17 protein-coding genes are annotated in these 20,446 nt (G+C 73.2%); 7 read left to right on the plus strand and 10 right to left on the minus strand.

Going from position 1 to position 20,446, the window contains the following annotated elements; genetic code table 11:
* Window positions 1-30 precede the first annotated feature (30 nt).
* Together ABT170_RS15765 and ABT170_RS15770 are read left to right on the plus strand one after the other, a co-directional pair.
* Complete coding sequence (locus tag ABT170_RS15765) at window positions 31-807, plus strand: MBL fold metallo-hydrolase (protein ID WP_329946631.1); 777 nt, start codon at window positions 31-33, stop codon at window positions 805-807.
* On the plus strand, window positions 804-1,433 hold the full coding sequence (locus tag ABT170_RS15770) for a DedA family protein (protein ID WP_351867724.1): 630 nt from the start codon (window positions 804-806) through the stop codon (window positions 1,431-1,433). Before ABT170_RS15765 ends, ABT170_RS15770 begins: the two co-directional genes overlap by 4 nt.
* A 33-nt stretch (window positions 1,434-1,466) precedes the next feature.
* Here the strand turns inward: ABT170_RS15770 and ABT170_RS15775 are convergent, their stop codons facing one another.
* Entirely contained in the window at window positions 1,467-2,672 is a 1,206-nt protein-coding gene (locus ABT170_RS15775) for an aminotransferase class I/II-fold pyridoxal phosphate-dependent enzyme (protein WP_351867727.1), read from the minus strand.
* A gap of 288 nt (window positions 2,673-2,960) precedes the next feature.
* A complete protein-coding gene (locus ABT170_RS15780; protein ID WP_329946629.1) occupies window positions 2,961-3,809 on the minus strand; it encodes an SMP-30/gluconolactonase/LRE family protein in 849 nt (282 codons plus the stop codon).
* A 197-nt stretch (window positions 3,810-4,006) separates the two neighbouring features.
* Here ABT170_RS15780 and ABT170_RS15785 point away from each other — a divergent pair, with 197 nt between their 5' ends.
* The 3 genes from ABT170_RS15785 to ABT170_RS15795 all read left to right on the plus strand — a co-directional run bounded on the left by ABT170_RS15785 (window position 4,007) and on the right by ABT170_RS15795 (window position 6,928).
* Window positions 4,007-5,548 (plus strand): bifunctional phosphatase PAP2/diacylglycerol kinase family protein, encoded by a 1,542-nt coding sequence (locus tag ABT170_RS15785; protein ID WP_351867815.1) that lies wholly within the window; start codon window positions 4,007-4,009, stop codon window positions 5,546-5,548.
* A gap of 119 nt (window positions 5,549-5,667) precedes the next feature.
* Window positions 5,668-6,477 carry a class I SAM-dependent methyltransferase gene (locus tag ABT170_RS15790; protein ID WP_351867730.1) on the plus strand — a complete coding sequence of 270 codons (810 nt, stop codon included), beginning with the start codon at window positions 5,668-5,670 and terminating at the stop codon, window positions 6,475-6,477.
* 97 nt (window positions 6,478-6,574) lie between these two features.
* A complete protein-coding gene (locus ABT170_RS15795) occupies window positions 6,575-6,928 on the plus strand; it encodes a VOC family protein (RefSeq protein WP_266925538.1) in 354 nt (117 codons plus the stop codon).
* A gap of 24 nt (window positions 6,929-6,952) precedes the next feature.
* Here the strand turns inward: ABT170_RS15795 and ABT170_RS15800 are convergent, their stop codons facing one another.
* Complete coding sequence (locus tag ABT170_RS15800) at window positions 6,953-8,926, minus strand: DUF5107 domain-containing protein (protein ID WP_351867734.1); 1,974 nt, start codon at window positions 8,924-8,926, stop codon at window positions 6,953-6,955.
* A gap of 219 nt (window positions 8,927-9,145) precedes the next feature.
* Here ABT170_RS15800 and ABT170_RS15805 point away from each other — a divergent pair, with 219 nt between their 5' ends.
* Together ABT170_RS15805 and ABT170_RS15810 are read left to right on the plus strand one after the other, a co-directional pair.
* Window positions 9,146-9,499 carry a DUF6204 family protein gene (locus ABT170_RS15805; RefSeq protein WP_329946626.1) on the plus strand — a complete coding sequence of 118 codons (354 nt, stop codon included), beginning with the start codon at window positions 9,146-9,148 and terminating at the stop codon, window positions 9,497-9,499.
* 316 nt (window positions 9,500-9,815) lie between these two features.
* Entirely contained in the window at window positions 9,816-12,278 is a 2,463-nt protein-coding gene (locus ABT170_RS15810) for a sensor histidine kinase (protein ID WP_502970524.1), read from the plus strand.
* 228 nt (window positions 12,279-12,506) lie between these two features.
* On the opposite strand, the gene ABT170_RS15815 is transcribed toward ABT170_RS15810, so the two are convergent.
* From ABT170_RS15815 to ABT170_RS15845, 7 genes are all read right to left on the minus strand, one after another.
* Complete coding sequence (locus ABT170_RS15815; RefSeq protein ID WP_351867740.1) at window positions 12,507-13,070, minus strand: universal stress protein; 564 nt, start codon at window positions 13,068-13,070, stop codon at window positions 12,507-12,509.
* A gap of 291 nt (window positions 13,071-13,361) precedes the next feature.
* Window positions 13,362-14,036, minus strand: a complete 675-nt coding sequence (locus tag ABT170_RS15820) for a class I SAM-dependent methyltransferase (RefSeq protein ID WP_502970525.1) — start codon at window positions 14,034-14,036, stop codon at window positions 13,362-13,364.
* 122 nt (window positions 14,037-14,158) lie between these two features.
* Window positions 14,159-14,713 (minus strand): GNAT family N-acetyltransferase, encoded by a 555-nt coding sequence (locus ABT170_RS15825; protein WP_351867746.1) that lies wholly within the window; start codon window positions 14,711-14,713, stop codon window positions 14,159-14,161.
* 225 nt (window positions 14,714-14,938) lie between these two features.
* On the minus strand, window positions 14,939-15,178 hold the full coding sequence (locus tag ABT170_RS15830; protein ID WP_329946621.1) for a LapA family protein: 240 nt from the start codon (window positions 15,176-15,178) through the stop codon (window positions 14,939-14,941).
* A gap of 138 nt (window positions 15,179-15,316) precedes the next feature.
* Entirely contained in the window at window positions 15,317-17,107 is a 1,791-nt protein-coding gene (locus tag ABT170_RS15835; RefSeq protein ID WP_351867748.1) for a CocE/NonD family hydrolase, read from the minus strand.
* Between the two features lie 298 nt (window positions 17,108-17,405).
* Window positions 17,406-18,395, minus strand: a complete 990-nt coding sequence (locus ABT170_RS15840) for a S66 peptidase family protein (RefSeq protein WP_351867751.1) — start codon at window positions 18,393-18,395, stop codon at window positions 17,406-17,408.
* Window positions 18,392-20,425 (minus strand): S9 family peptidase, encoded by a 2,034-nt coding sequence (locus ABT170_RS15845; protein ID WP_351867754.1) that lies wholly within the window; start codon window positions 20,423-20,425, stop codon window positions 18,392-18,394. Before ABT170_RS15845 ends, ABT170_RS15840 begins: the two co-directional genes overlap by 4 nt.
* Window positions 20,426-20,446 lie beyond the last annotated feature (21 nt).

Raw genomic sequence — 20,446 nt, forward strand, 5'->3', positions numbered from 1 at the left:
CGGGCGACGGGCGAGGAGGCGGGACTGCCGGTGGAGGTCACCTGGTGGGGTCATGCCACCTGCACGGTCGAGGACTCCGGGGTGCGGGTGCTGACCGATCCGCTGTTCGCACGGCGTCTGGCACATCTGCGCCGGCGCCGGGGCGAGCTTCCGTCGCCCCGGGCGACGGAAGCCGATGTGGTCCTGATCTCCCATCTGCACTCCGACCATCTGCATCTGCCGTCGCTCGCGCGGCTGGCTCCCGGCAGCCGCCTGATCGTGCCCAGCGGAGCGGTGGCCACCGTGCCCGGTCTGCGGATGCTGCGCCGGGTGCGTGCTTTCCGGATCACCGAGGTGGCGCCGGGGGACGTCGTCAGGGTCGGCGAGGTGCGCGTACGGGCGGTTCCCGCGCTGCACGACGGGCGGCGGCTGCCGGTCGGTCCGCGCCGGGTGCCCGCGCTCGGCTATGTGGTGGAGGGCGAGGTACGGACGTACTTCGCCGGGGACACCGGGCTGTTCGACACCATGGCCGATGCGGTGGGACCGGTGGACGTGGCTCTGCTGCCGGTGGGCGGCTGGGGGCCGAACCTCGGCCACAGCCATCTGGATCCGTCCCGAGCCGCCGAGGCGCTGACCCGGCTGGAGCCGAGTGCGGCGGTACCGGTCCACTTCGGCACGTACTGGCCGATCGGGCTGGACGGTGTGCGTCCGCACGAGTTCCACTCGCCGGGTGACGAGTTCGTCCGCAAGGCGGCGCTGGTGGCCCCGGAGGTCGCGGTGCACCTGCTGGGGCACGGCGAACGGGTACGGCCGGAGGCCGGCCGGTGATCCTTGAGATCCAGGAGGTCGTGCGCGAGCTGCCGGCCGAGTCGACGCAGCAGGCGGTCGGCTATCCGTCGTTGTTCCTGCTGGTGGCCCTGGGGTCACTGGTTCCGGTGGTGCCGACCGGGGCTCTGGTGAGTTCGGCCGCGGTGGTGGCCTTCCATCAGACGGCGCCGTTCGCGCTGCTCGTGGTGTTCGTCGTGGCGTCGGCCGCGGCGTTCCTGGGGGACATCTGCCTGTACTGGCTGGGGCAGCGCGGGGTGCGTTCCAGGAACGGTTCGAAGTGGCTGGAGGCGATCAGCCGCCGGGCCGCTCCGGAGCGGCTGGCGCAGGCGCGGCGGAAGCTCGACGAGCACGGTGTGGTGGTGCTGGTGCTGTCCCGGCTGGTGCCGGCCGGCCGGATACCGGTGATGCTGGCCTGCCTGCTCGGCCGGATGCCGCTGCGGCGGTTCGCCCGGGGCGACGTACCGGCGTGTCTGGCGTGGGCGGCGACGTACCAGCTGATCGGCATTCTGGGCGGTTCGCTCTTTCCGGAACCGTGGCAGGGCGTGGTCGCGGCGGTGGGGCTGACACTGCTGATCAGCGGCGCCCCGGCGGCGTGGCGCAGGCTGCGGACGAAGAGCGGTCACTGAGAGCGGCCGGCGAGCGGTTCCTGTCGGCGGCTGTCATCTCAGCTCGTCGAAGGCCGCCGCGAAGACATTCAGCGCCTTCGCCACATGCGGCAGTTCCAGGGGCTCCGCCGCGGTGAGGGACTCCCGTTGCTCCTGCGGCGTCGCCCCGAGCAGCGGCCCGGTGCCCAGGCGTACCCGCAGTGCGCCCAGTTCGTCCCCGAAGCGGTGCCCGCCGGGGGCCGGGGCCCCGAGGCGGCCCGTCAGATACTCCTCCAGCTCCATCGAGTCCGTGACTCCCCGGGAGGCCAGCCGGGAGCGGAGCGGGCCGAGGTCGGCGTAGAGATGACGGCCCGCCTGCGGGGGTCTGGCCAGTGCCCCGGAGGCGAGCACGGCGCGGTGCGCGGCGGCGGCGACCTGGGCCTGGAGCTCCGCGGTCCGCCGGATTCTGGCCGTGACGGACTCCGGCTCCCGCAACGCGTGGGCCGCCGCGTGCGCGACGGGTCCCGCGACCAGTGCGCCCAGCGCGGTGAGGATGTCGAGGGTACGGGCATGGCGCACGGCGGCCCGCTCGGTGTCCGGGAAGCGGGCGACCGCGACGGGCCAGGCGGCCGGGGTCAGCGCGCCGGCCAGGTCGCTGAGCACCGTGACCTCACCGGGGAACATCTCGGCGGGGCTCAGCAGGACCGTGTCATGGGGCCGGTGCAGGGTGTCGCGCCAGGTCTCGTCGCTGATGATGTGCAGTCCCTCGGCGACGGCGGCCTCGCACGCCTCGTTGACCAGCTCGGGCGGTGCGACGGTGGCGGTCGGGTCGTCGGCCACGGAGAGCAGCAGCAGCCGGGGTCTGCCGCCCTCGGCCCGCACCCGGCGCACGGTCTCCAGCAAGGCGTACGGGTCGGGTATGCCGCCGCACTCGGCCGGGGTCGGCACATGGTAGGCGGGCCGGCCGAGCAGTCGCGCCTGCGGCATCCAGGTCGCGGGGCAGGGGCGTGGCATCAGGACGTCACCGCCGTGCGCGGCGATCAGCGCGAGGAGCAGGGGCTGCGCGCCGGGAGCCGCCGCGACGTGCCGGGGGCCGCCGCGCAGCCCGCGCCGCGCCCAGTAGGCACAGGCCGCCTCGCGCAGCGCCCTTCCGCCACCGGGAGGTTCGGGCCGGGTGCCGTCCGCCGCGGCGGCCAGGACCTCGGCCAGCTCGGGCAGTACCGGCAGGCCCGGGTCGGGGGCGGGCGGACCGAACCGGACGGGGCCGTGGTCCTCCCGCACGTGATGCGTCGCATGCCTGTGGCGCCCGGCGCTTCCGGTGCTCCCGGAACTCCCGTCGCGCCCGGTGCTCCCGGTCCCGTGCATCCCGGCCCTCCTCCGTCGTCCGCCTCCGCGGTCCCCGCCCGCTCCTGCCCCCGTCCGTGCCTCACCTCTGCGTCACGCCTGCTTCGTACCGTCGTGCCTACGTGCCTGCCCTGCCCGCGCTGCCCTCTGGGCCCTTTATACGGAGGTTTGGGACACGGCGCCCGTCCAATTGTGCGAACAGGCCGAAGCCGGCCGGTCCCCCGGTCAGCCCGCGAACGGTGTGCCCGGCAGACCGAGTCCCGCGTCCGGCAGGACCAGCAGCGAGCCGGCGAGCGGGGGCGGGGCGCCAGAACCGGTCCGGGCGGAGGTGATGTAGAGGTCACGCAGGTCCCGGCCGCCGAACGCACAGGACGTCGGGCGCGGTACCGGCAGGGCGACCGTGCGCTCCAGCCTGCCGTCGGGGGTGTAGCGGCGCAGGGCCCAGCCGTTCCACAGGGCGACCCAGACACAGCCCTCGGCGTCGACCGTCAGCCCGTCGGGGGCGCCCGCACCGGGCTCGATCGTCGCGAACGGGCGGCGGTCGCGCACACGCTCCCCGTCCACGTCCAGGACGTCGATCCGGAGGGTGGGCGTGTCGATGTAGTACATGAGCCGGCCGTCCGGGCTCCACCCGGTGCCGTTGCTGCACGCCACCGCGCCCAGCGTGTCCGTCACCGTGCCGTCGGGCGCGACGCGCCGGAGGCCGCCGCCGATCTCGGCCGGGTCGTCCCGCATGGTGCCCGCCCACAGGGAGCCGTCCGGCGCCACGGCGGCGTCGTTGCCGCGCCGTCCCGGGACCGGGTCGTGGAACAGCCAGGAGAAGGTGCCGTCCGCGTCGTAGCGCCCGATGCCCTCACGCAGATTGACGACCAGGCCGCCCCCGGCGCGCGGTTTGGCCGCTCCGACGTGCTGCCCGGTGGCCATGACGGTGCGACGGCCGGTCTCCGGGTCGTAGGTGTGGACGCGGCAGGAGAGGATGTCGACCCAGATCAGCCGCCCGGTCGCCGGGTCCCAGGTGGGCCCTTCACCGAGCTGCGCCTGTTCGCGCACGGCCACTTCCGGTCGGATGTTCATGACTGCTCCAGGTGATGTCCGGGCCGCTCCGCGCCCACCCTTGTACACGCGTTCGACGCCCGGTCATCGTACGGATCCGCTTCCGCGGCCCGGCTCCGCGGGGGCGGCCACCGCCGGTGTGACCTTCGCCGCGGCGCGCCTGCCGGTTCATCGTGACCGGGCCGGGTATGCGCTGATCCATGCCCTCACCACGCGCCATGCCCTCCGTCCCCTTCTCCTCTCCCTTCCCCGCCTCCTTCTCCGTCCGCTCCCCCGCGCCCGCGTCCGTGGCGGCCCGGCTGCGGGGTCTGCTGCACAGCGGTGACCTGGCCCTCTTCCGGAACGTCGCCGCCCGGCACTGGCCGGCCGGCGACGCGGTGCTGCCCCGGCTGAGCCGCGGCGCCGATCACGGGCTGCTGTGGTTCGGCGCGGCGGCCGGGATGGCGGCGCTGGGCGGCAGCGCACGGGCGCGCCGGGCCGCGTTGCGCGGGGTCGCCTCGCTGGCCGTCGCCTCGGCGGCGATCAACACCGTCGGCAAGCGGGCGGTGCGCAGGGAACGGCCGGTACTGGACCTGGTCCCGCTGGTGCGGCAGCTCAAGAGACAGCCGTTCACCACGTCCTTCCCCTCCGGTCACGCGGCGTCCGCGGCGGCCTTCGCCACGGGGGTCGCCCTGGAGTCGAAGGGCTGGGGTGCTGTGGTCGCCCCGCTCGCCGCGGCCGTGGCCGTCTCCCGGGTCTACACGGGCGTGCACTATCCGGGCGATGTGCTGGCCGGCGCGGCGCTCGGCGTGGGGGCCGCCTTCGCCCTGCGCGGCGTCGTACCGACCCGGGGACAGCTGCCCCCGCCGGGGAGGCCTCCGGCCACGGCTCCGGCGCTGGCGTCCGGCAGGGATCTCGTCGTCGTGGTCAACGAGGAGTCCGGCACGGCCACTGCGACCGCGTCACTGGTGCGCGACGCGCTGCCGCTCGCCGAGGTCGTGGAGTGCGCGCCCGGCGAGCTGTCCGAGGCGTTGGAGGGGGCGGCGGGCCGGGGCAGGGCGCTGGGAATCTGCGGAGGTGACGGCACGGTGAACCTGGCGGCGGCCGTCGCGGCGACGCACGGCGTCCCGCTCGCCGTCTTTCCCGGCGGAACGCTCAACCACTTCGCCTACGACCTGGGCATCGAGACGGTCGACGACACGGCGGCCGCTCTCGCCTCGGGCGCCGCCGTCCGGGTGGACCTGGGACGGTTCCGGCCCGGCCCCGAGGGGCCCGACGGGGCGGACGGCTACTTCCTCAACGCGTTCAGCCTGGGGGTCTATCCCGAGCTGGTACGGACCCGGGAGCGCTGGGCGCCCCGGATCGGGGGCTGGCCCGCCGGGGTGCTCGCCGCCTTCGAAGTGCTGCGCGGACAAATCCCTCTGGAGGCCGAACTCCAGGGAAGGCGGCGGCCGTTGTGGCTGCTGTTCGTGGGCAACGGGCTCTTCCAGCGGGTGGGGCCCGCCCCCGGGCGCCGGCACAACCTGGCGGACGGCCTGCTGGACATCAGGGTGGTCCACGGCGGCCGGACTCCCGGCCTGCGGCTGCTCGCGACGGCGGTCGCCGGACCGCTGACCCGCTCCCCGATGCACGCGGCGGTACGGCGGCGCCGCGTGCGGATCGCCGGACTGGCACCGGGAACCCCGTACGCGTACGACGGCGAAGTGGCGCGCTCCGGAAAGGAGTTGATGATCGACAAGCTGCCGGAAGCACTCACCGTCTACTGCCCGATGACCGTGTGACACACCCACTTCGACCATATGGCGAGACGCCCATCTCAATATTCGACATCGCGGCGTACCGTGGCCGTACCTCGCGGAAGAGGAATCCGGAAGAGGACGTCGAGAGAGGACGCACGGCCATGCCGAAGGAGACCGCCGTCTACACCCACGGCCACCACGAGTCGGTGCTGCGCTCGCACCGCTGGCGGACCGCCGCCAATTCGGCGGCGTACCTCATCGGCGAACTCCGCCCCGGCATGGCGGTGCTGGACGTGGGCTGCGGCCCCGGGACCATCACCGCCGATCTGGCGGCGCTGGTCGCCCCCGGCCCGGTGACCGCCGTCGACAGCTCGCCCGGCGTCCTCGCGCAGGCCGCCGGGGCGGCGGCCGAACGCGGCCTGGACAACGTCACGTTCGCCACCGCCGACGTCCACGCACTGGACTACCAGGACGACTCCTTCGATGTCGTCCACGCCCATCAGGTGCTCCAGCACGTGGGCGATCCGGTCCAGGCCCTGCGTGAGATGCGGCGGGTCTGCCGGCCCGGCGGCCTCGTCGCCGCACGCGACAGCGACTACGCGGCGATGACCTGGTATCCGGAGGTGCCCGGTCTGACCGAGTGGCTGGAGGTGTACCGGCGTACGGCGCGCGCCAACGGGGGCGAGCCCGACGCGGGCCGCCGGCTGGTCTCCTGGGCCCGGCAGGCGGGCTTCACCGACATCACCCCGACCGCTGCGGCCTGGTGCTTCGCCACACCGGAGTCCCGTGCCTGGTGGAGCACCATGTGGGCGGAACGCACCACCGGTTCGCCGTACGCGGGGCGGGCGGTGGAGGGCGGCCACGCGAGCGCGGAGCAGTTGACGGAGATCGCCGGGGCCTGGCACGCCTGGGGTGCCGAGGACGACGGCTGGTTCATGGTCCCGCACGGCGAACTGCTGTGCCGCGCCTGACGCCCGCGCCCGCCGGCCGGACCGCGAACCGGAAAGCCACGGTCCGGCCGCGCGGAACTGATCACATGCCCCGGGGCCGCCAACTACCCTCGTACGCATGGAAATCATCGGAACCACTCTGCGCATCTGCGTCGACGACCTGGAGGCCTCGGTGGCCTTCTACGAGAGCCTGACGAGCACTCCGGCGCTGCGCTTCGAGCGCGGCGGGGTCTCGGTCGCCGCGATCGGCTGCTTCCTGCTGATGAGCGGACCGGAGTCGGAGCTGGAGATCCTCCGCAAGGTGACCGCGACCATCGCGGTCAAGGACGTCGACGAGGCACACGCGGCCCTGACCCGCGTCGGCGCGCACATCGTCGCGGGACCGGTCCCGACCCCGGCGGGCCGCAATCTCATCGCGCTGCACCCGGACGGTTCGGTCTTCGAGTACGTCGACCGCAACGTACCCGTCTGACCCGGCCGTCCGGGCTCCGGGCGCTCAGCCCTTCGGGCGCATCCGGTAGTTGTACGCGTCCGGCAGCGGCTCCTGACTGACCGCGGCCCACAGGTCGCCCAGGGTCTCGGCGCCCTCGCGCAGGTCGGCGACCTCGAACCCGGCGTCGAAGAGCGCCCGCGCGGCCCCGGTCTCCCCCTGGGCGACCAGGATGCGGGCGTCCAGGAGCCGGAACCTGCCGCGCTCACGGACGGCGGGGTCCAGGGCCGCCCACACCGTGCGGGCCGCCGCCGGCCGCCCGGCGGCGAGCTGCGCCTCGATCGCCTCCCGGGCCAGCGCCGGGGCAGCGGCGGCCCAGGATTCGGACGCGTCGTCACGGCGCTCCGCGCACAGGTCCTCGAACGCCTCGGCGTAGAGGCCGGCGGCGCGGTCGGCCTGACCGCTGTCCTGGGCGGCGACGGCGAGGCAGCGCAGCAGCGGCCAGCGGAACGTGGCGAGGGCGAGGCCTCGTTCCCAGCTGCGGACGGCCTGGGCGCGGTCGTCGGCGTGCCACTGGGCGATTCCGAGGTGGTACTCGGTGAGCGCGTCCGCGGGCGCGGTCTCCAGCATGTCGCGCCAGTGCGGGGAGACCAGCGAGGGACCGGGCGGGCCCGCCCGGCGCGGCCGGGGCAGGGCGCCCTGGTGCAGCAGCTCCAGCCAGGGGGCCTGCTCCTCACCGAGGGTGGACTCGGCGAACGGGGTACCGGGCAGATCGAGGCCGGCCCGCTTCACCTCCAGGGCGCCCCAGCCGGATCCGGTGGCGAGCACGTCCGCCGGCTCGGTGTCGGCGAACGGCAGCCAGGCCGCGTACGCCGCGTCGACATCGGTGCGCGGCAGGGCGTCCGCGAGCCGCCGCTCCGTCTCGGCGCGGGCCGCGCCCCAGTCCGCGCCGTGCACGACGGCGGGGTCCGCGGACAGTGGTCCGTACGACTCCAGCCAGCTGAACTCGGCGCCGGGTTCGAGGGGGACGTGCTCCATCTGGGTGCGGGCCAGACCCGCCTGGATCTCGGCGTAGCCGCCGGTGCCGGGTTCGGTCAGCCACCGCTGCCAGCGGCGTCCGCCCGCGCCGCTGCCCCAGAGGAAGAGCTTGCGTCCGCGCAGCAGATCGGTGGAGGTGTGCACCAGTCCGCGGCCGTGCTCGTCCAGGGCGGCGATCCAGCGGCGGGCGCCGTCGGGCACCTCGTAGAAGTAGTCGGCCGGATACTCGCTGCGCAGCGGGTAGGTGCGGTCGGTGCCGCCGGTCTCCGGGACGGGAACCCTGGTCAGGGTCCGCTCGTACCCGAAGTGCCAGGCCTCGTCGGCCGGGGCCAGGATCCGGGTGCCCTCGCTCTCGGGGACGGCGATGTTGGACCACCAGTAGACGGGCGCGGGATGCTCGTGCGGGTTGCGTATCCGTACCCCGACATGGAGGAAGTCGGAGTCGTCGGGGAGCCACAGGTCCACCTGGAAGGGCAGGTCCCGCAGTCGCTCCCACTCCCAGAGCCGGACCATCGGGCCGCCGTCCGGGGCCGGGACCACGGCCGCGTGGACGGGGGCGCAGGAGAGGGTCGTGTGGCCGGTGGCGCCGATGTTCCATTCGACGCCACCGGAGAACCAGGCACCGTTGAGCGCGAAGCCGGCGGGCTGGAACACGGGGTTTCGGTAGACCAGCTCGCGGCCCGTCGGCTTGTGGTGCAGGGAGTGCAGCCGGCCGCCGAGGCCGGGCAGCACGGTGGCGCGCAGCCGGTCGTTCTCGATGACGATCGCGTCGAGGCCGGTGGGGGTGCGCTCACGCCCGTACCCGTCGAGGACCCGCACCGGCAGGACCGTACGCAGCGGCTCATGGCCGAGCTGGCGCGCCATGTCCCTGGGCAGCCCGGCCCGCTCGCGCTCGTCCACGGCATGCGGTTCGCCGGGCGTCCGCAGGGCGGGCAGCGGATTCTCCGGTCCCCGTGGCGCCGCGGGCAGAGTCAGTACGGCACGTCGTACGGTCGTGGCCAAGACAACCTCGCTCCCTCGCGCGGGCCGCCACAGGTCCGGGCGCCCCCGACGACCATGGAACACGCTGGATGCCGCCCCGGCCAGGGGCGGAGCCGCCGGACTTCGGAAAAGGCGGACGGCCTCCCCGGCCTTCCGGCCGGGGGAAATCCCCTGGGCCGCCCGGCCGGACCGCCGTACCCTTCGGTCCGCAAGGGTTCCGTACGGAGGGCAGGCGACAGGATGGCCACGCAGCACACATACCGGGTGATCGTCCGGGGCACCTGGGAGGGGCTGACGGACAGCGCACGTGCCCGGCTGCTGTCGGAGGTGGAGCAGCACGGTCTGACGGCGATGCGCTTCACCGAGGACGGCTCCCTGACGTACGACGCCGTGCTCAAGCACTTCAGCCTCCGCTATGTGGTGGTCTCCGACGCGGCGGACGGCGAGGAGATGGCGGGGGCCATCGCCGAGGACCGGGCACGGACCGCGCTGGGGGAACAGGGCTACGGCCACGGCGAGCTGCGCTCCACGGTGACGGACATGGACACGATGAAGATCAATGACAAGGGGCGCCGGGGGCCGGGGCGGGCCTGACACCGGGCGGCACATACCCGCAGGGGATCCGATCGGGCCGTCCTGCGGTTCGGCTCCGCCATGAGCCTGCGGGGGGGGTTCCTCGGCCCCGGGGACGTCACGGGCCGGCGGGCGGCCGTGCGGAGGCTCCGACGGCGAAGGACGCCTCCCGCGCGGCCAGGATCAGGGTCGCGTCAAGGTTGCCGCGCCGGGCCCCCCGGCCGTCGCCCACGGCCGATCCTGATCAGCAGCACCCGTCGCCGCGGCCACGCGGGAACGCCCCCGCGACCGGCCGCGCGTGCGGCGCGAGGAGGCGCCTGCGGTGACGGAATCAGAAGTGGGACGGGGAAGACTCAAGGTCTTCCTCGGAGCGGCCCCCGGCGTCGGCAAGACCTACCGGATGCTCGACGAGGGACACCGCAGGGCGCGGCGGGGCACTGATGTCGTCGCGGCCCTCGTGGAATGCCACCGGCGCCCCCTCACCGAGGAGCGGCTCAAGGGGCTGGAGGTCATCCCTCGCGCGGCGGGCGCGCACCGGAGCGGTGAGCGCGCCGAGTTGGACGGTGACGCCGTGCTGCGCAGGCGTCCTCAGGTGGCGCTCATCGACGAACTCGCCCATTCCAATCCTCCCGGCGGCAGGCACGCCAAGCGCTGGCAGGAGGTCGAACAGCTTCTGAGCGCCGGCATCGACGTCGTCACCACGGTGAATATTCAGCATCTGGAGTCGCTCAGCGATGTCGCCGAGAGAATCACCGGTGTGCCGCAGAGGGAGACCGTTCCCGACGACGTGGTGCGCCGCGCCGATCAGATCGAACTCGTCGACATGCCCGCCGAGGCGCTGCGCCGCCGGATGGCGCACGGGAACATCTATGAGGCGGAGAGGATCGACGCCGCGCTGTCCAACTACTTCCGGCCCGGGAACCTCACCGCGTTGCGGGAACTGGCGCTGCTGTGGGTGGCCGGACGGGTCGACGAGGCGCTGCAGAAGTACCGCTCCGAACAGGGCATAGACCGTGTCTGGGAGACACGTGAACGCGTCGTCGTGGCGCTCACCGGCGGCGCCGAGGGGGAGACCCTCATCCGCCGCGCGGCCCGGATCGCCGACCGCAGCGCGGGCGGTGACCTGCTGGCCGTGCACATCATCCGCAGCAACGGGCTGGCCGGCGGTACGTCCTCGGCCTCGCTGGCCCGCCAGCGGGCGCTGGTGGAGAGTCTCGGCGGCAGCTACCACTCCGTCGTGGGGGACGACGTGGCCGCCGCGCTCTCCGAGTTCGCGCGTGCCGAGAACGCCACGCAGCTCGTGGTCGGCACCAGCAGACGAAGACGCCTGGAACGGTTTCTCACCGGTCGTGGTATCGGCGAAACGATCGTCGAACTGTCGCAGGACATCGACGTGCACATGGTGACCCATGAGCGCGTCGGCGGAGGCCGGCTCCTGCCGTCGAGGCGGCGCACCCTGCCGACCGCGCGACTCGTCGCGGGGCCGGTGTCGGGCCTTGTTCTCCCGGTGGTTCTGACGTTCCTGCTGGACAGCAGCAGGGGCAGCCTCAATCTGACGAGTGAGGCCCTGCTGTTCCTCGTGGTGGTGGTCGGGGTGGCCTGCGTCGGCGGGGTGGTGTCCGCACTCGTGGCATCGGTGACGGCGTCCTTGCTGCTCAACTACTGGTTCATACCGCCGATCGGCGAGTTCACGGTCTCCGGGCCGAACAACATCCTCGCGCTCCTGGTGTTCGCGGTCGTCGCGGCCACCGTGGCCGCGATCGTCGACCGGTCGCTGCGGCTGTCGCGCCGCGCGGCCCGAGCCACCGCCGAGGCGGAGACGCTGTCCTCGCTGGCGGGATCCATCGTCCGCGGGGACCAGGCGGTGCCGGTCCTGCTCGAACGCACGCGGGAAACCTTCGCGATGGCCTCCGTGGAGCTGCTCGACCGGCCGGCGGCGGACGGCGGCGCCGTCAACCTGCCGGTCGGCCCGGACGCCCACCTGGTCCTGCGGGGCCGCACCCTTCCCGCGTCCGAACTGCGTGTCCTGACGGCCTTCACCGCGCATGTGGCCGCGGCGCTCGAGCGCGCCCGTCTCGTCGAGGCCGCCGCCGAGGTCGAGCCCGTGCGGGCGGCCGACCGGATGCGTACGGCGCTGCTCGCCGCCGTCAGCCACGATCTGCGCACCCCGCTGGCCGCCGGCTGGGCCGCCATCAGTTCCCTGCGCAGCACCGAGGTCGAATTCAGTGAGGAGGACCGGTCCGAACTGCTGTCGACGGCCGAGGAGTCCATGGCCCGGCTGAACCGGCTCGTCGGCAATCTGCTCGACATGAGCCGGCTCCAGGCGGGGGCCCTCACCCTCGCCCTGCGGCCCACCACTCTCGGCGAGGTGCTTCCGGCGGCTCTGGACTCGTTGCCCTGCGACCCGGCCGCTGTGACGGTCCGTATCCCCGACGGGGTGCCGCCCGTCGTGGCGGACCCTCCCCTGCTGGAGCGCGTCATCGCCAATGTCGTCGGGAACGCCGTCCGGTACAGCCCGCCCGGCCGGCCGGTCGTGATCACCGCGAGCGCGCTGGCCGACCGGGTCGAGTTCCGCTTCATCGACCGCGGCCCCGGCCTGGCGGGCGCCGAGCGTGACCGGGCTTTCGTGCCCTTCCAGCGGCTGGGCGACACCGACAACACGACCGGGGTGGGGCTCGGCCTCGCTCTCGCCCGGGGCCTGGCCGAGGCCATGGACGGCACCCTGACACCGGAGGACACCCCCGGCGGCGGCCTGACCATGGCACTGTCGCTGCCCGCCGCCGTGCCGGAGTTCCTGTGAAGCACGGGCCCGTGACCGCCCGTGGTTCCCGGGCTCACACTCGGCCATGTCGTCGGCGTTCGCCACCTTGAGCGGCATAGGAAATCCAAGGGCTGTCCAGTAGGCCTCGGTGGTGGATCTGGCGGCCCGCCGTACCCACCAGGCGGCCCGGTCGTGCGCCGAATCGGAGATCCTCTCCTTCCTCGCCGGGGTACCCCCGTCAGGCCCGGTCTTCCGGCGACCGCGACGTCATGACACCTCCCCCTTGCCGGACCTCGGACGCACCGGGCCGGTCAGCTCCCGGGTATCCAGCGGCAGCCGCCAGATGATGCTGCGTCGCACCGCCCCGAGCTCCTTCTCCAGCGGCGAGGGCGGAACGGCCAGCACCGGACACGACGCGTGGGCGAGGCAGTAGCGTGCCACGGACGGGCCGAGCACGCGGTGCGCCCACCGGCGCGATCCCGTGCCGACGACCAGGAGGTCGTCCTCCCGGCCGCCGGTCTCCACCAGTACCCGTCCCGGCGAGCCACGCACGACCAGGCGCCGCAGCGGGACACCGGGGCCACCGCTGCCGAAAGCGGCATCGAGCGCCAGGCACAGCCGCTCTCCCGCCGAACTGCGGCACTCGGCCGCCCGCGGCGGACAGGGCAGGCTGCGGTGACCGAGTTCCCCGCCGGGCGGCTCCCAGGCGAGCACGGCCCACAACTCGCCCTCGATCCGCCGGGCTTCGGCCGCGGCCCGGTGCAGCGGGGTGAGGCTTCCCTGCGAGCTGCTCACCCCGACCACCACACGACGGCAGACGGTTTCGTCCATGGGCCATCACTCCCGAGTCGGTTCCCGTCCCCTCATCGAAGCGCCGATGCGCCCGCCGTACACGGCTTGTTGCCGCGTCCCTGACGGAGGAGCCGGAGACCGATACGGACTCCTGACGGACACCTTCCACACCTCCGACGCCGTCCCGGCCCGGCGCTGGGCGGCGGACAGGGACGGCAGGTGCGTCGCAGGCGGAGGGACCCCGCATACGGGATGTACACGGATGTTCCGACAACGCCGCGAGACGCCGTGGCTGTCGCCGCGCGCCCGCCGGGGACGACGGGACCGCCCTCACGCCTTCCGCAGGATCAGGTGCCCCCGCCGGAATCGTTCGTTCTCCAGCGGCTGCCTCAGCATGCGGCCCACCTCCTGGAACCCGGCGGCCCCCGCCACCTCCGCGAGGTGGTCGATCGGCCACCGGTACGCGGTGGCGACCTTGTGGTCGAACGGCACCAAGGGGCCCTCCTCCGATTCGAAGAATCCAAGAAGAAGATGTCCCCCGGGTGCCAGTACCCGATGGAATTCCGCAAAATACTTGGGAATTTCCACCGGCGGGGCATGGATGATCGAATACCACGCGACAATTCCACCGAGAGTTCCGTCGGCATTGTCCAGCGTGGTCATCGAACCGACGGAGAATTGCAGATCCGGATAAATCCTGCGCGCATGCCCGACGAACTCGGGAGAAGCGTCGACGCCGAACACCTTGACGCCGAGTCCGTGCAGGTAGGCCGAAACATAGCCGGGGCCGCACCCCAGGTCACCCACCGGTCCGGTGCCGTCCCGAAGGACAAGATCCGCAAATGCCGAAACAATGGATCGATCCAGCGGAAGGGAAGCGAGACCGTCCCCGACAAGGGTGACATATTCAGAAGCGATGGCGTCGTACGCACGGGCGGTGGTGTTCACGTGAGATTCATTGGTGCTGTCCACATCGGCATCGTAGCGCAGCAGGTCCCTGCCCATCCGGGTTTCCCGAAAGCCCGCGACGTTCACAGAACGCAATGGCGAACAGTGAATTCTGGGCATATGGCACATGCCGATCGGCACCCGGCCGGACAGCACCTCACCGCCGCCCCGCCGGCCCCTCACGGGGCCGTGATCGCCCACCGCTCGTGGTCGCGCCAGGCCCCGTCGACGAAGAGGAAGTCCGGCGAGAGACCCTCCAGCCGGAACCCCGCGCGACGGACCAGTGCGATCGAAGGCGCGTTGCCGGGCTGGATGTTGGCTTCCAGGCGGTGCAGACCGAGCGGCCCGAAGGCGTGGGCGAGGACGAGGCCGAGCGCCTCGGACATCAGTCCCCGGCCGGCCGCGTGCGCGAAGGCGCCGTATCCCAGGGCGCCGCAGCAGAATCCGCCGAGCACGATGTTGTTGATGTTGATGAACCCGGCGATGGCGCCGCCCGCGGCGGGCTCACAGACGAGGAAGCCCTCCCTGGACGGATCGTCGGCGAGGTGGCCGGCGTACACGGCGTACGCGTCGGCGTGCTCCGGCGGGAACAGCCACGGACGGTGGTGGGCGCGGCTCTCCCGGGCGCGGGCGGTGAACTCCTCGGCGTCCGCCGCCGTGAAGCGCCGCAACGCCGTTCTCGGCCCCCGGGCCAGGTACGCGGCGGCCGGGCGGAGGTCGGTCGTCTCGGGCATCCGGCCAGCGTACGACGGGGCGCCCGGCCGGTCCACACGCTGCCGCCGGTCGTCGTCGCCCGGCACACCGCCGCCGCCCTCACCGCCCGCCCGGGTGCCGCCTCGCCGCGTACCGATGCGTCTCATACCGTTGCCCCGCCTGCCGTTGCCCCGAGAGCCGTTGCCCCCGGGGCCGTCCCGAGGGCCGTCACGTGGCCCACGCCCCGTGCCGTGACCCGCGCACCCTCACTTGTCCCGCCGGCGGAACACATAGCCGCCGCACACCAGCCCGGCCACGAACACGCCGAGCAGCGCGAGCCAGAGCGGCATCGAGACCTCGGGGATCAGCAGCCGGATGGTGACGTCCTCGGTGTTCACACAGATGAAGACGACCGCGAGCACGGCCACGACCGCCACCGTGACGCGCCCCGGCGTGACCAGTCCCGTACCGCCCTTGCCGCCGCTCGATACGTCCTTGGGGCTCATGGTCCGGCCCTTTCGCTGGCTCCTCGTGTCCGGCCCGGCGCCGTACCGCCCTACGACAGCCGCCCCCGGATCCAAGGATGTCCCCATCCTCGGTCCGGGGGCGGTGGCTGCGCGTCCGTTCGAGTGACGCGGAGCCGGTCAGCCGGCGGGCACCACGGGGAGTTCCAGCGTTCCCGCGTCCTCGGGCGCGCTGACGACGGTGACGGGCTTGATGCCGCGGTTGCCGAAGTACGCGGTGTCGCTGGCCGCGATCACGAATTCGAGCCGGTGCCCCGCCTCGTACCGGTGGACGATGCCCGGCAGCTCCACGGTGAAGGGCAGCGTGACGTCCGGCACCCGGACCGGCGAGACCAGCCGGTTGACGAGCTTCTTGCTGCCGTCCGGGGCCACGTCGTACACCTTGGCGAACAGTACGAGCTTGTCGGCCGCGTCGCCGCTGTTCTGGACGCGTTCCGTCTTCGGCGAGACGACCTTCAGGGTGGCTTTCGGAGCACCGACGACATCGAGGGGCGCGGCCAGCGGGGCGCTGGTCCAGCCGAGGTAGGTGCCCTTGGTGTCGTACGGCTCCGGGTCGGGCAGGCCGATGGGACCGGCGAGCGAGTTCTCGGAGTGGCTGGTCGGCACCGGCCAGTTGGTGTACTGGCGACTGCCTCGGATCACCTTGGACGTGTTGTCGACGAGTTTGCCGTCGCCGGAGAGGTACATCGTCCGTGACAGGGAGGGCACACCGGCCGCGGTGCCGTAGCCGCTCCGCCAGTCGCGGTAGTAGGCGAAGCCGGGGCCGGTGTCGGTGTCCGTCCGCTTCCGGAGATAGCGGTCGAACCAGGCCAGGACGCGCTGTCCCACGTAGCTCGTCTCCAGATTCCCCTGGCCCAGGTCGAGTTCGCCGGGGGCCTGGCCGCCGCTGTGGCCCCAGGCCTGCCAGATCATCTTCGCCGTGGTGCCCCGCGCCTTGAGCGTCTTGTACGTGGCGGTGGCCTCGTTCAGGTTGAAGAGGCTGTCGGCCTGGCCCTGGACCAGCAGGGTGGGCGCCTCGACCCGGCTCAGGTAGGAGACGGGGGAGACTCCGCGCGCGTACGCGAGCATCGCTGTGGCCCGGTCGGCGGGGTAGCGGCCGGAGTTGAGCAGCCGGATGGTCTCGCAGGCGCGGGCGGCGAAGTGCAGACAGTCGAGACTGCCGAACCGGGAGGGATCGAGGCTCGGGTTGAGGACGGTCTGTCCCTCGCCCATCAGGTAGAACCCGTTGGTCCACTGCCACTTGAAGACACCGGGGGTGTCGGAGGAGACCCCGGCGCTCGCCCCGGTGTTGTTCGGCGCGAGGGCGTAGCCGAGGTCGTTCCAGGTGATCAGCGGTACGAGGGCGTCCACTCGGCGGTCGACGGAGGCGGTGGCCAGCTGGATGGCGCCGCCGTACGAACCGCCGATCATGCCGACGCGCGGGTCGCCCGCGCCGTCCTGGGTGATGTAGTCCGCCCGGGTGCCGTCGTCCGCCGCGCGGGTCCCGGCGAGGAAGTCGATGAGCCCGCTCGCCGCGCGGCCGTCCACGGCGGGGTCGTCCAGGGTGATCAGGCAGCCGGACTCGCCGAAGCCGAGGCCGGAGTAGACGAGGCTCACATAGCCGCGCCCGGCGAACGCCTTGCCGATCGCGTCCGTCGAGCCGTCCGACTTGCTGCCGCCGAAGCCGTTGGTGGCGAGCACCGCGGGTGCCGGGTGGGCGGCGTCGGCCCCGGCGGGCCGGTAGAGGTCGGCGTCGACGGTGCAGGAGCGGCCGTCCGCCTGGACGGTGAACTTCAGTGAGGTGACGGTGTACCGGCCGGCGTCGGCGTGGGCGGGCCCGGCGAGGGCGAGCGGTGCGGCGAGGGCCGCCCCCGCGACGGCGACGAGCGGCTTGCGGAATCCGGAGACAGCACCTGACACGTAGACCTCCACACCGAGGACACCTTACCGACCGGTAAGTCTTGGGCCGCGCTCATGGTGTGACAGGCGTCATAGCCGTGTCAACGCACAAGGCAACGTTTCTTGACGGATGTTCACCTTCCGCACACAGGACAGGACCGCCGCCGCGAAGACGGCCGGCGGACCGGCTTCGCGGCAGGAGCACGGGCGTCCGCAGGGAAGGAGGCGGAGGCCGGAGCGGAGGCGGGAGCGGAGGCCTGATCCGGCAGTCGGAGCGCCCAGGGGCCGCGGCTGGACGCCGACGCCGGCGCGGACCTCCCGCGCCGGCGGCTCAGACCAGGGCCGGGACCTCGGCCGTCAGCGTGCAACGGCCGCCGCCCGCCGGGGCGTCCAGCACCGCGGGGATGCCCAGCGGAATGGTCAGAGCCGTCGGGGAGTGCCCGAAGCCCAGCTCCTCGACCACGGGTATGCCGAGGCCCCCGAGCCGGTCGGCGAGAACGGCCCGCACCCGGTCGTAGGGCCCGCAGTTCTCCCAGGAGCCGCACACCACACCGGAGAGCCCTTCGAGCGCCCCGGCCCGGAGCAGCCGGGTGAGGATGCCGTCGAGCCGGTACGGATCCTCCGTGATGTCCTCGATGAGCAGCAGCCCGCCCCGGGCCGACGTCCTGGCACGCGGGGTGCCCAGGTCGGCGGCGAGCATGCTGACGCAGCCGCCGTGGAGGATGCCCCGGGCACGGCCCGGTACCAGGGCAGCCGCCGTGTCCAGGCCCAGCGTGCGCACCGTCTCGGGAGCGAACAGGGTGGCGCGCAGGTGTTCCTGGGTGGCCGCGTCCTTCAGGAAGACCTCGGTGGCGGTCATCGGGCCGTGCAGCGTCGCGAACCCCGCCCTCAGCGCGAACGCCTCATGGAGCACGGTGATGTCGCTGTAGCCGACGAACACCTTCGGCCCGGCCGCCCGGATCGCGCGCCAGTCCAGCAGATCGACCATGCGGTGCGCCCCGTATCCCCCACGGGCGCACAGCACGGCATCGACGGACGGATCGCACCAGGCGTTCTGGAGGTCGGCGGCACGGTGCTCGTCCGTACCGGCGAGGTAGTCCAACTCCGGGTGGACGTCGAGGACATGGGGCGCGACCACCGGTTCCAGGTCCCAGCCGCGCAGCAGGTCGAGGCCCACCTCCAGACGGTCGGCGGGCACCGGACCGCTGGGGGCCACCACGGCGACCCGGGCTCCCGGCCGCAGCCGCGCGGGCCGGACGAGGGGTTCCGACGGGGCTCCGGGGCCGGGCGCGGCCGTGGAGACCGGCGGTCGCCGGGTCACTTCCTCAGCTCCAGCCGCGGTACGTCGGGACGGTCGATTCCGAACGTCTGGGCGTACAGGGAGAGTTCGGCCTCCAGTGCGCGGATCATGGTGTCCGCGCGCCGGAAGCCGTGGCTCTCCCCCTCGAACGCGAGGTACGCGTGCGCGATGCCCCGGCCCGCGACCGCCGCGAGGAAGCGCTCGCACTGGACGGGCGGGCAGATCACGTCGTCGAGCCCCTGGAGCAGCAGGAACGGTGTGGTGAGGCGGTCCGCGCGGTGCACCGGGGAACGCTCGCGGTAGCGCTCCGGCACGTCGGCGAACGGGCCGACGAGCGACTCCAGGTAGCGCGACTCGAAGTCATGGGTCTCATCGATGGCCCAGCCCGCGAGGTCGAGGATGGGGTAGCTGATGGCCGCGCAGGCGTACAGGTCGGTGGCCGTCAGTGAGGCCGCCGCCGTCCAGCCCCCCGCGCTGCCGCCCCGGATCGCGAGCCGGTCCCGGTCGGCCTCGCCCCCGTCCGCCAGCGCCTTTGCGACCGCGGCGCAGTCCTCGACGTCGACGACGCCCCACTGTTCGCGCAGCCGCTCGCGGTAGCGGCGGCCGTAGCCGGTGGAACCCCCGTAGTTGACCTCGGCCACCCCGATGCCGCGCGAGGTGAAGTAGGCGATCTCCAGGTCGAGCACGAGCGGGGCGTGTCCGGTCGGGCCACCGTGCGCCCAGACCACGTACGGCGGGAGTTCGCCCTCGGGGCCGGTGCGGACGGGGCTGCGGGGCGGATGGACATGGGCGTGGATCTCGCGGCCGTCGGGACCGGTGAAGGTCCGCTCGCGCGGTTCGGGGTAGTACGCGGGATCGACCGCGTCGTGGTGGGGCGCGCCGATGGTCAGGGTGTGTCCGGTCGCGGTGTCCAGCTCCACCACCTCGGCCCCGCTGCGCGGGCTCGCGGCGACGCCGATGACCCTGCTGCCCCGTACGGCGAGCGTTTCGCCCCAGGCGGTCCAGGGGCCCGCAACGTCGGCGAGCTCCCCGGTCTCCGGGTCTAGCACGCCGAGCCGGGTGGAGCCCCGGCCGTGGATGACGGCGATCAGCCCGTTGTCCAGCGGGCGGAACCAGCGCAGCCCGATCTTCCACAGCGGCCCGCCGAACTCCTCGCCCCGGCCGGAGCAGAGCCGGCTGGCCGGGACGGCCCCGCCCGCCACGGCGTCCGGCCGGATGCGCTGGAGCTCCCACCAGTCGCCCAGGTCCGAGACGAAGAGCAGCGTGCCGTCCCGGTCCCACTCGATCTGGCAGACCGACTCGTCGATGTCGCCGACGAGCGGGCGTACGCCGGTGAAGGTGCCCTCCTCTGTGACCTCGGCCAGCATCACCGTCGTCCCGTCCCACGGCATCCGCGGGTGGTCCCAGGCGATCCAGGCGGCCCGTCGCCCGTCGTGCGAGAGCCGCGGTCCGGTGACGAACCGGTTCCGGTCGTCGGAGAGTTCCCGTACGGCGGAGCGGTCCTCGGCGGCCGAGCCGTCCAGCGGTACGGCGGCGATGACCCGGCGCACGTCGGTCGGCGCCTCGCCGGTGAACTCCTCCAGGACGCACCAGACCTCGCCCTGCTCCAGGCGCAGCTCCGGGTCCACCCAGCGCAGGCCGCCGCCGGTGTCCGAGACGGGAGTCAGCGGCCGGGGTTCGTCCGGGCCGTCGGGGGCGTAGGCGTACAGCCGCTGGTCGGCGAAGTGGACGAAGACGACGAGCGGGCCGCCCTCGGCGCGCGGGACCCCGGCCCACGGCTGTCCGCCGTACTCGATGACCCGGCTGCGGACGTTCCAGGGCGCGGGCAGCACGGCCTCGGTGCCGCCGTCCGCGCGGCGGCGTACCAGGGCACGCCTGCCGCCCTCGGCCGGGCGCGGCTCGGTCCACCACACCTCCTCGCCGACGGTTCCGACGTACTCCGGGCGTCCGTCGTGCGAGGCGGCGAGTGCCGCGTCGATCGGCGACGGCCAGGTTCCGTACGCGGCGATGGAGGCGTCGTGTTCGGTGGACTCGTTCTGTTCTGTGGTCACGTCGGGCTGTCCCCCCGGTCG

Origin of the sequence: Streptomyces sp. NPDC001787 (assembly GCF_040297465.1) — a bacterium.
Taxonomy (GTDB): domain Bacteria; phylum Actinomycetota; class Actinomycetes; order Streptomycetales; family Streptomycetaceae; genus Streptomyces.

Bases quoted from the DNA above. Each gene is read 5' to 3' on its own strand.
- ABT170_RS15790 (WP_351867730.1), top strand. From the start codon at position 5,668: ATGCCGAAGGAGACCGCCGTCTACACCCACGGCCACCACGAGTCGGTG.
- ABT170_RS15785 (WP_351867815.1), top strand. From the start codon at position 4,007: ATGCCCTCCGTCCCCTTCTCCTCTCCCTTCCCCGCCTCCTTCTCCGTC.
- ABT170_RS15805 (WP_329946626.1), top strand. From the start codon at position 9,146: ATGGCCACGCAGCACACATACCGGGTGATCGTCCGGGGCACCTGGGAG.
- ABT170_RS15820 (WP_502970525.1), bottom strand. From the start codon at position 14,036: ATGGGCAGGGACCTGCTGCGCTACGATGCCGATGTGGACAGCACCAAT.
- ABT170_RS15830 (WP_329946621.1), bottom strand. From the start codon at position 15,178: ATGAGCCCCAAGGACGTATCGAGCGGCGGCAAGGGCGGTACGGGACTG.
- ABT170_RS15825 (WP_351867746.1), bottom strand. From the start codon at position 14,713: ATGCCCGAGACGACCGACCTCCGCCCGGCCGCCGCGTACCTGGCCCGG.
- ABT170_RS15795 (WP_266925538.1), top strand. From the start codon at position 6,575: ATGGAAATCATCGGAACCACTCTGCGCATCTGCGTCGACGACCTGGAG.
- ABT170_RS15780 (WP_329946629.1), bottom strand. From the start codon at position 3,809: ATGAACATCCGACCGGAAGTGGCCGTGCGCGAACAGGCGCAGCTCGGT.
- ABT170_RS15815 (WP_351867740.1), bottom strand. From the start codon at position 13,070: ATGGACGAAACCGTCTGCCGTCGTGTGGTGGTCGGGGTGAGCAGCTCG.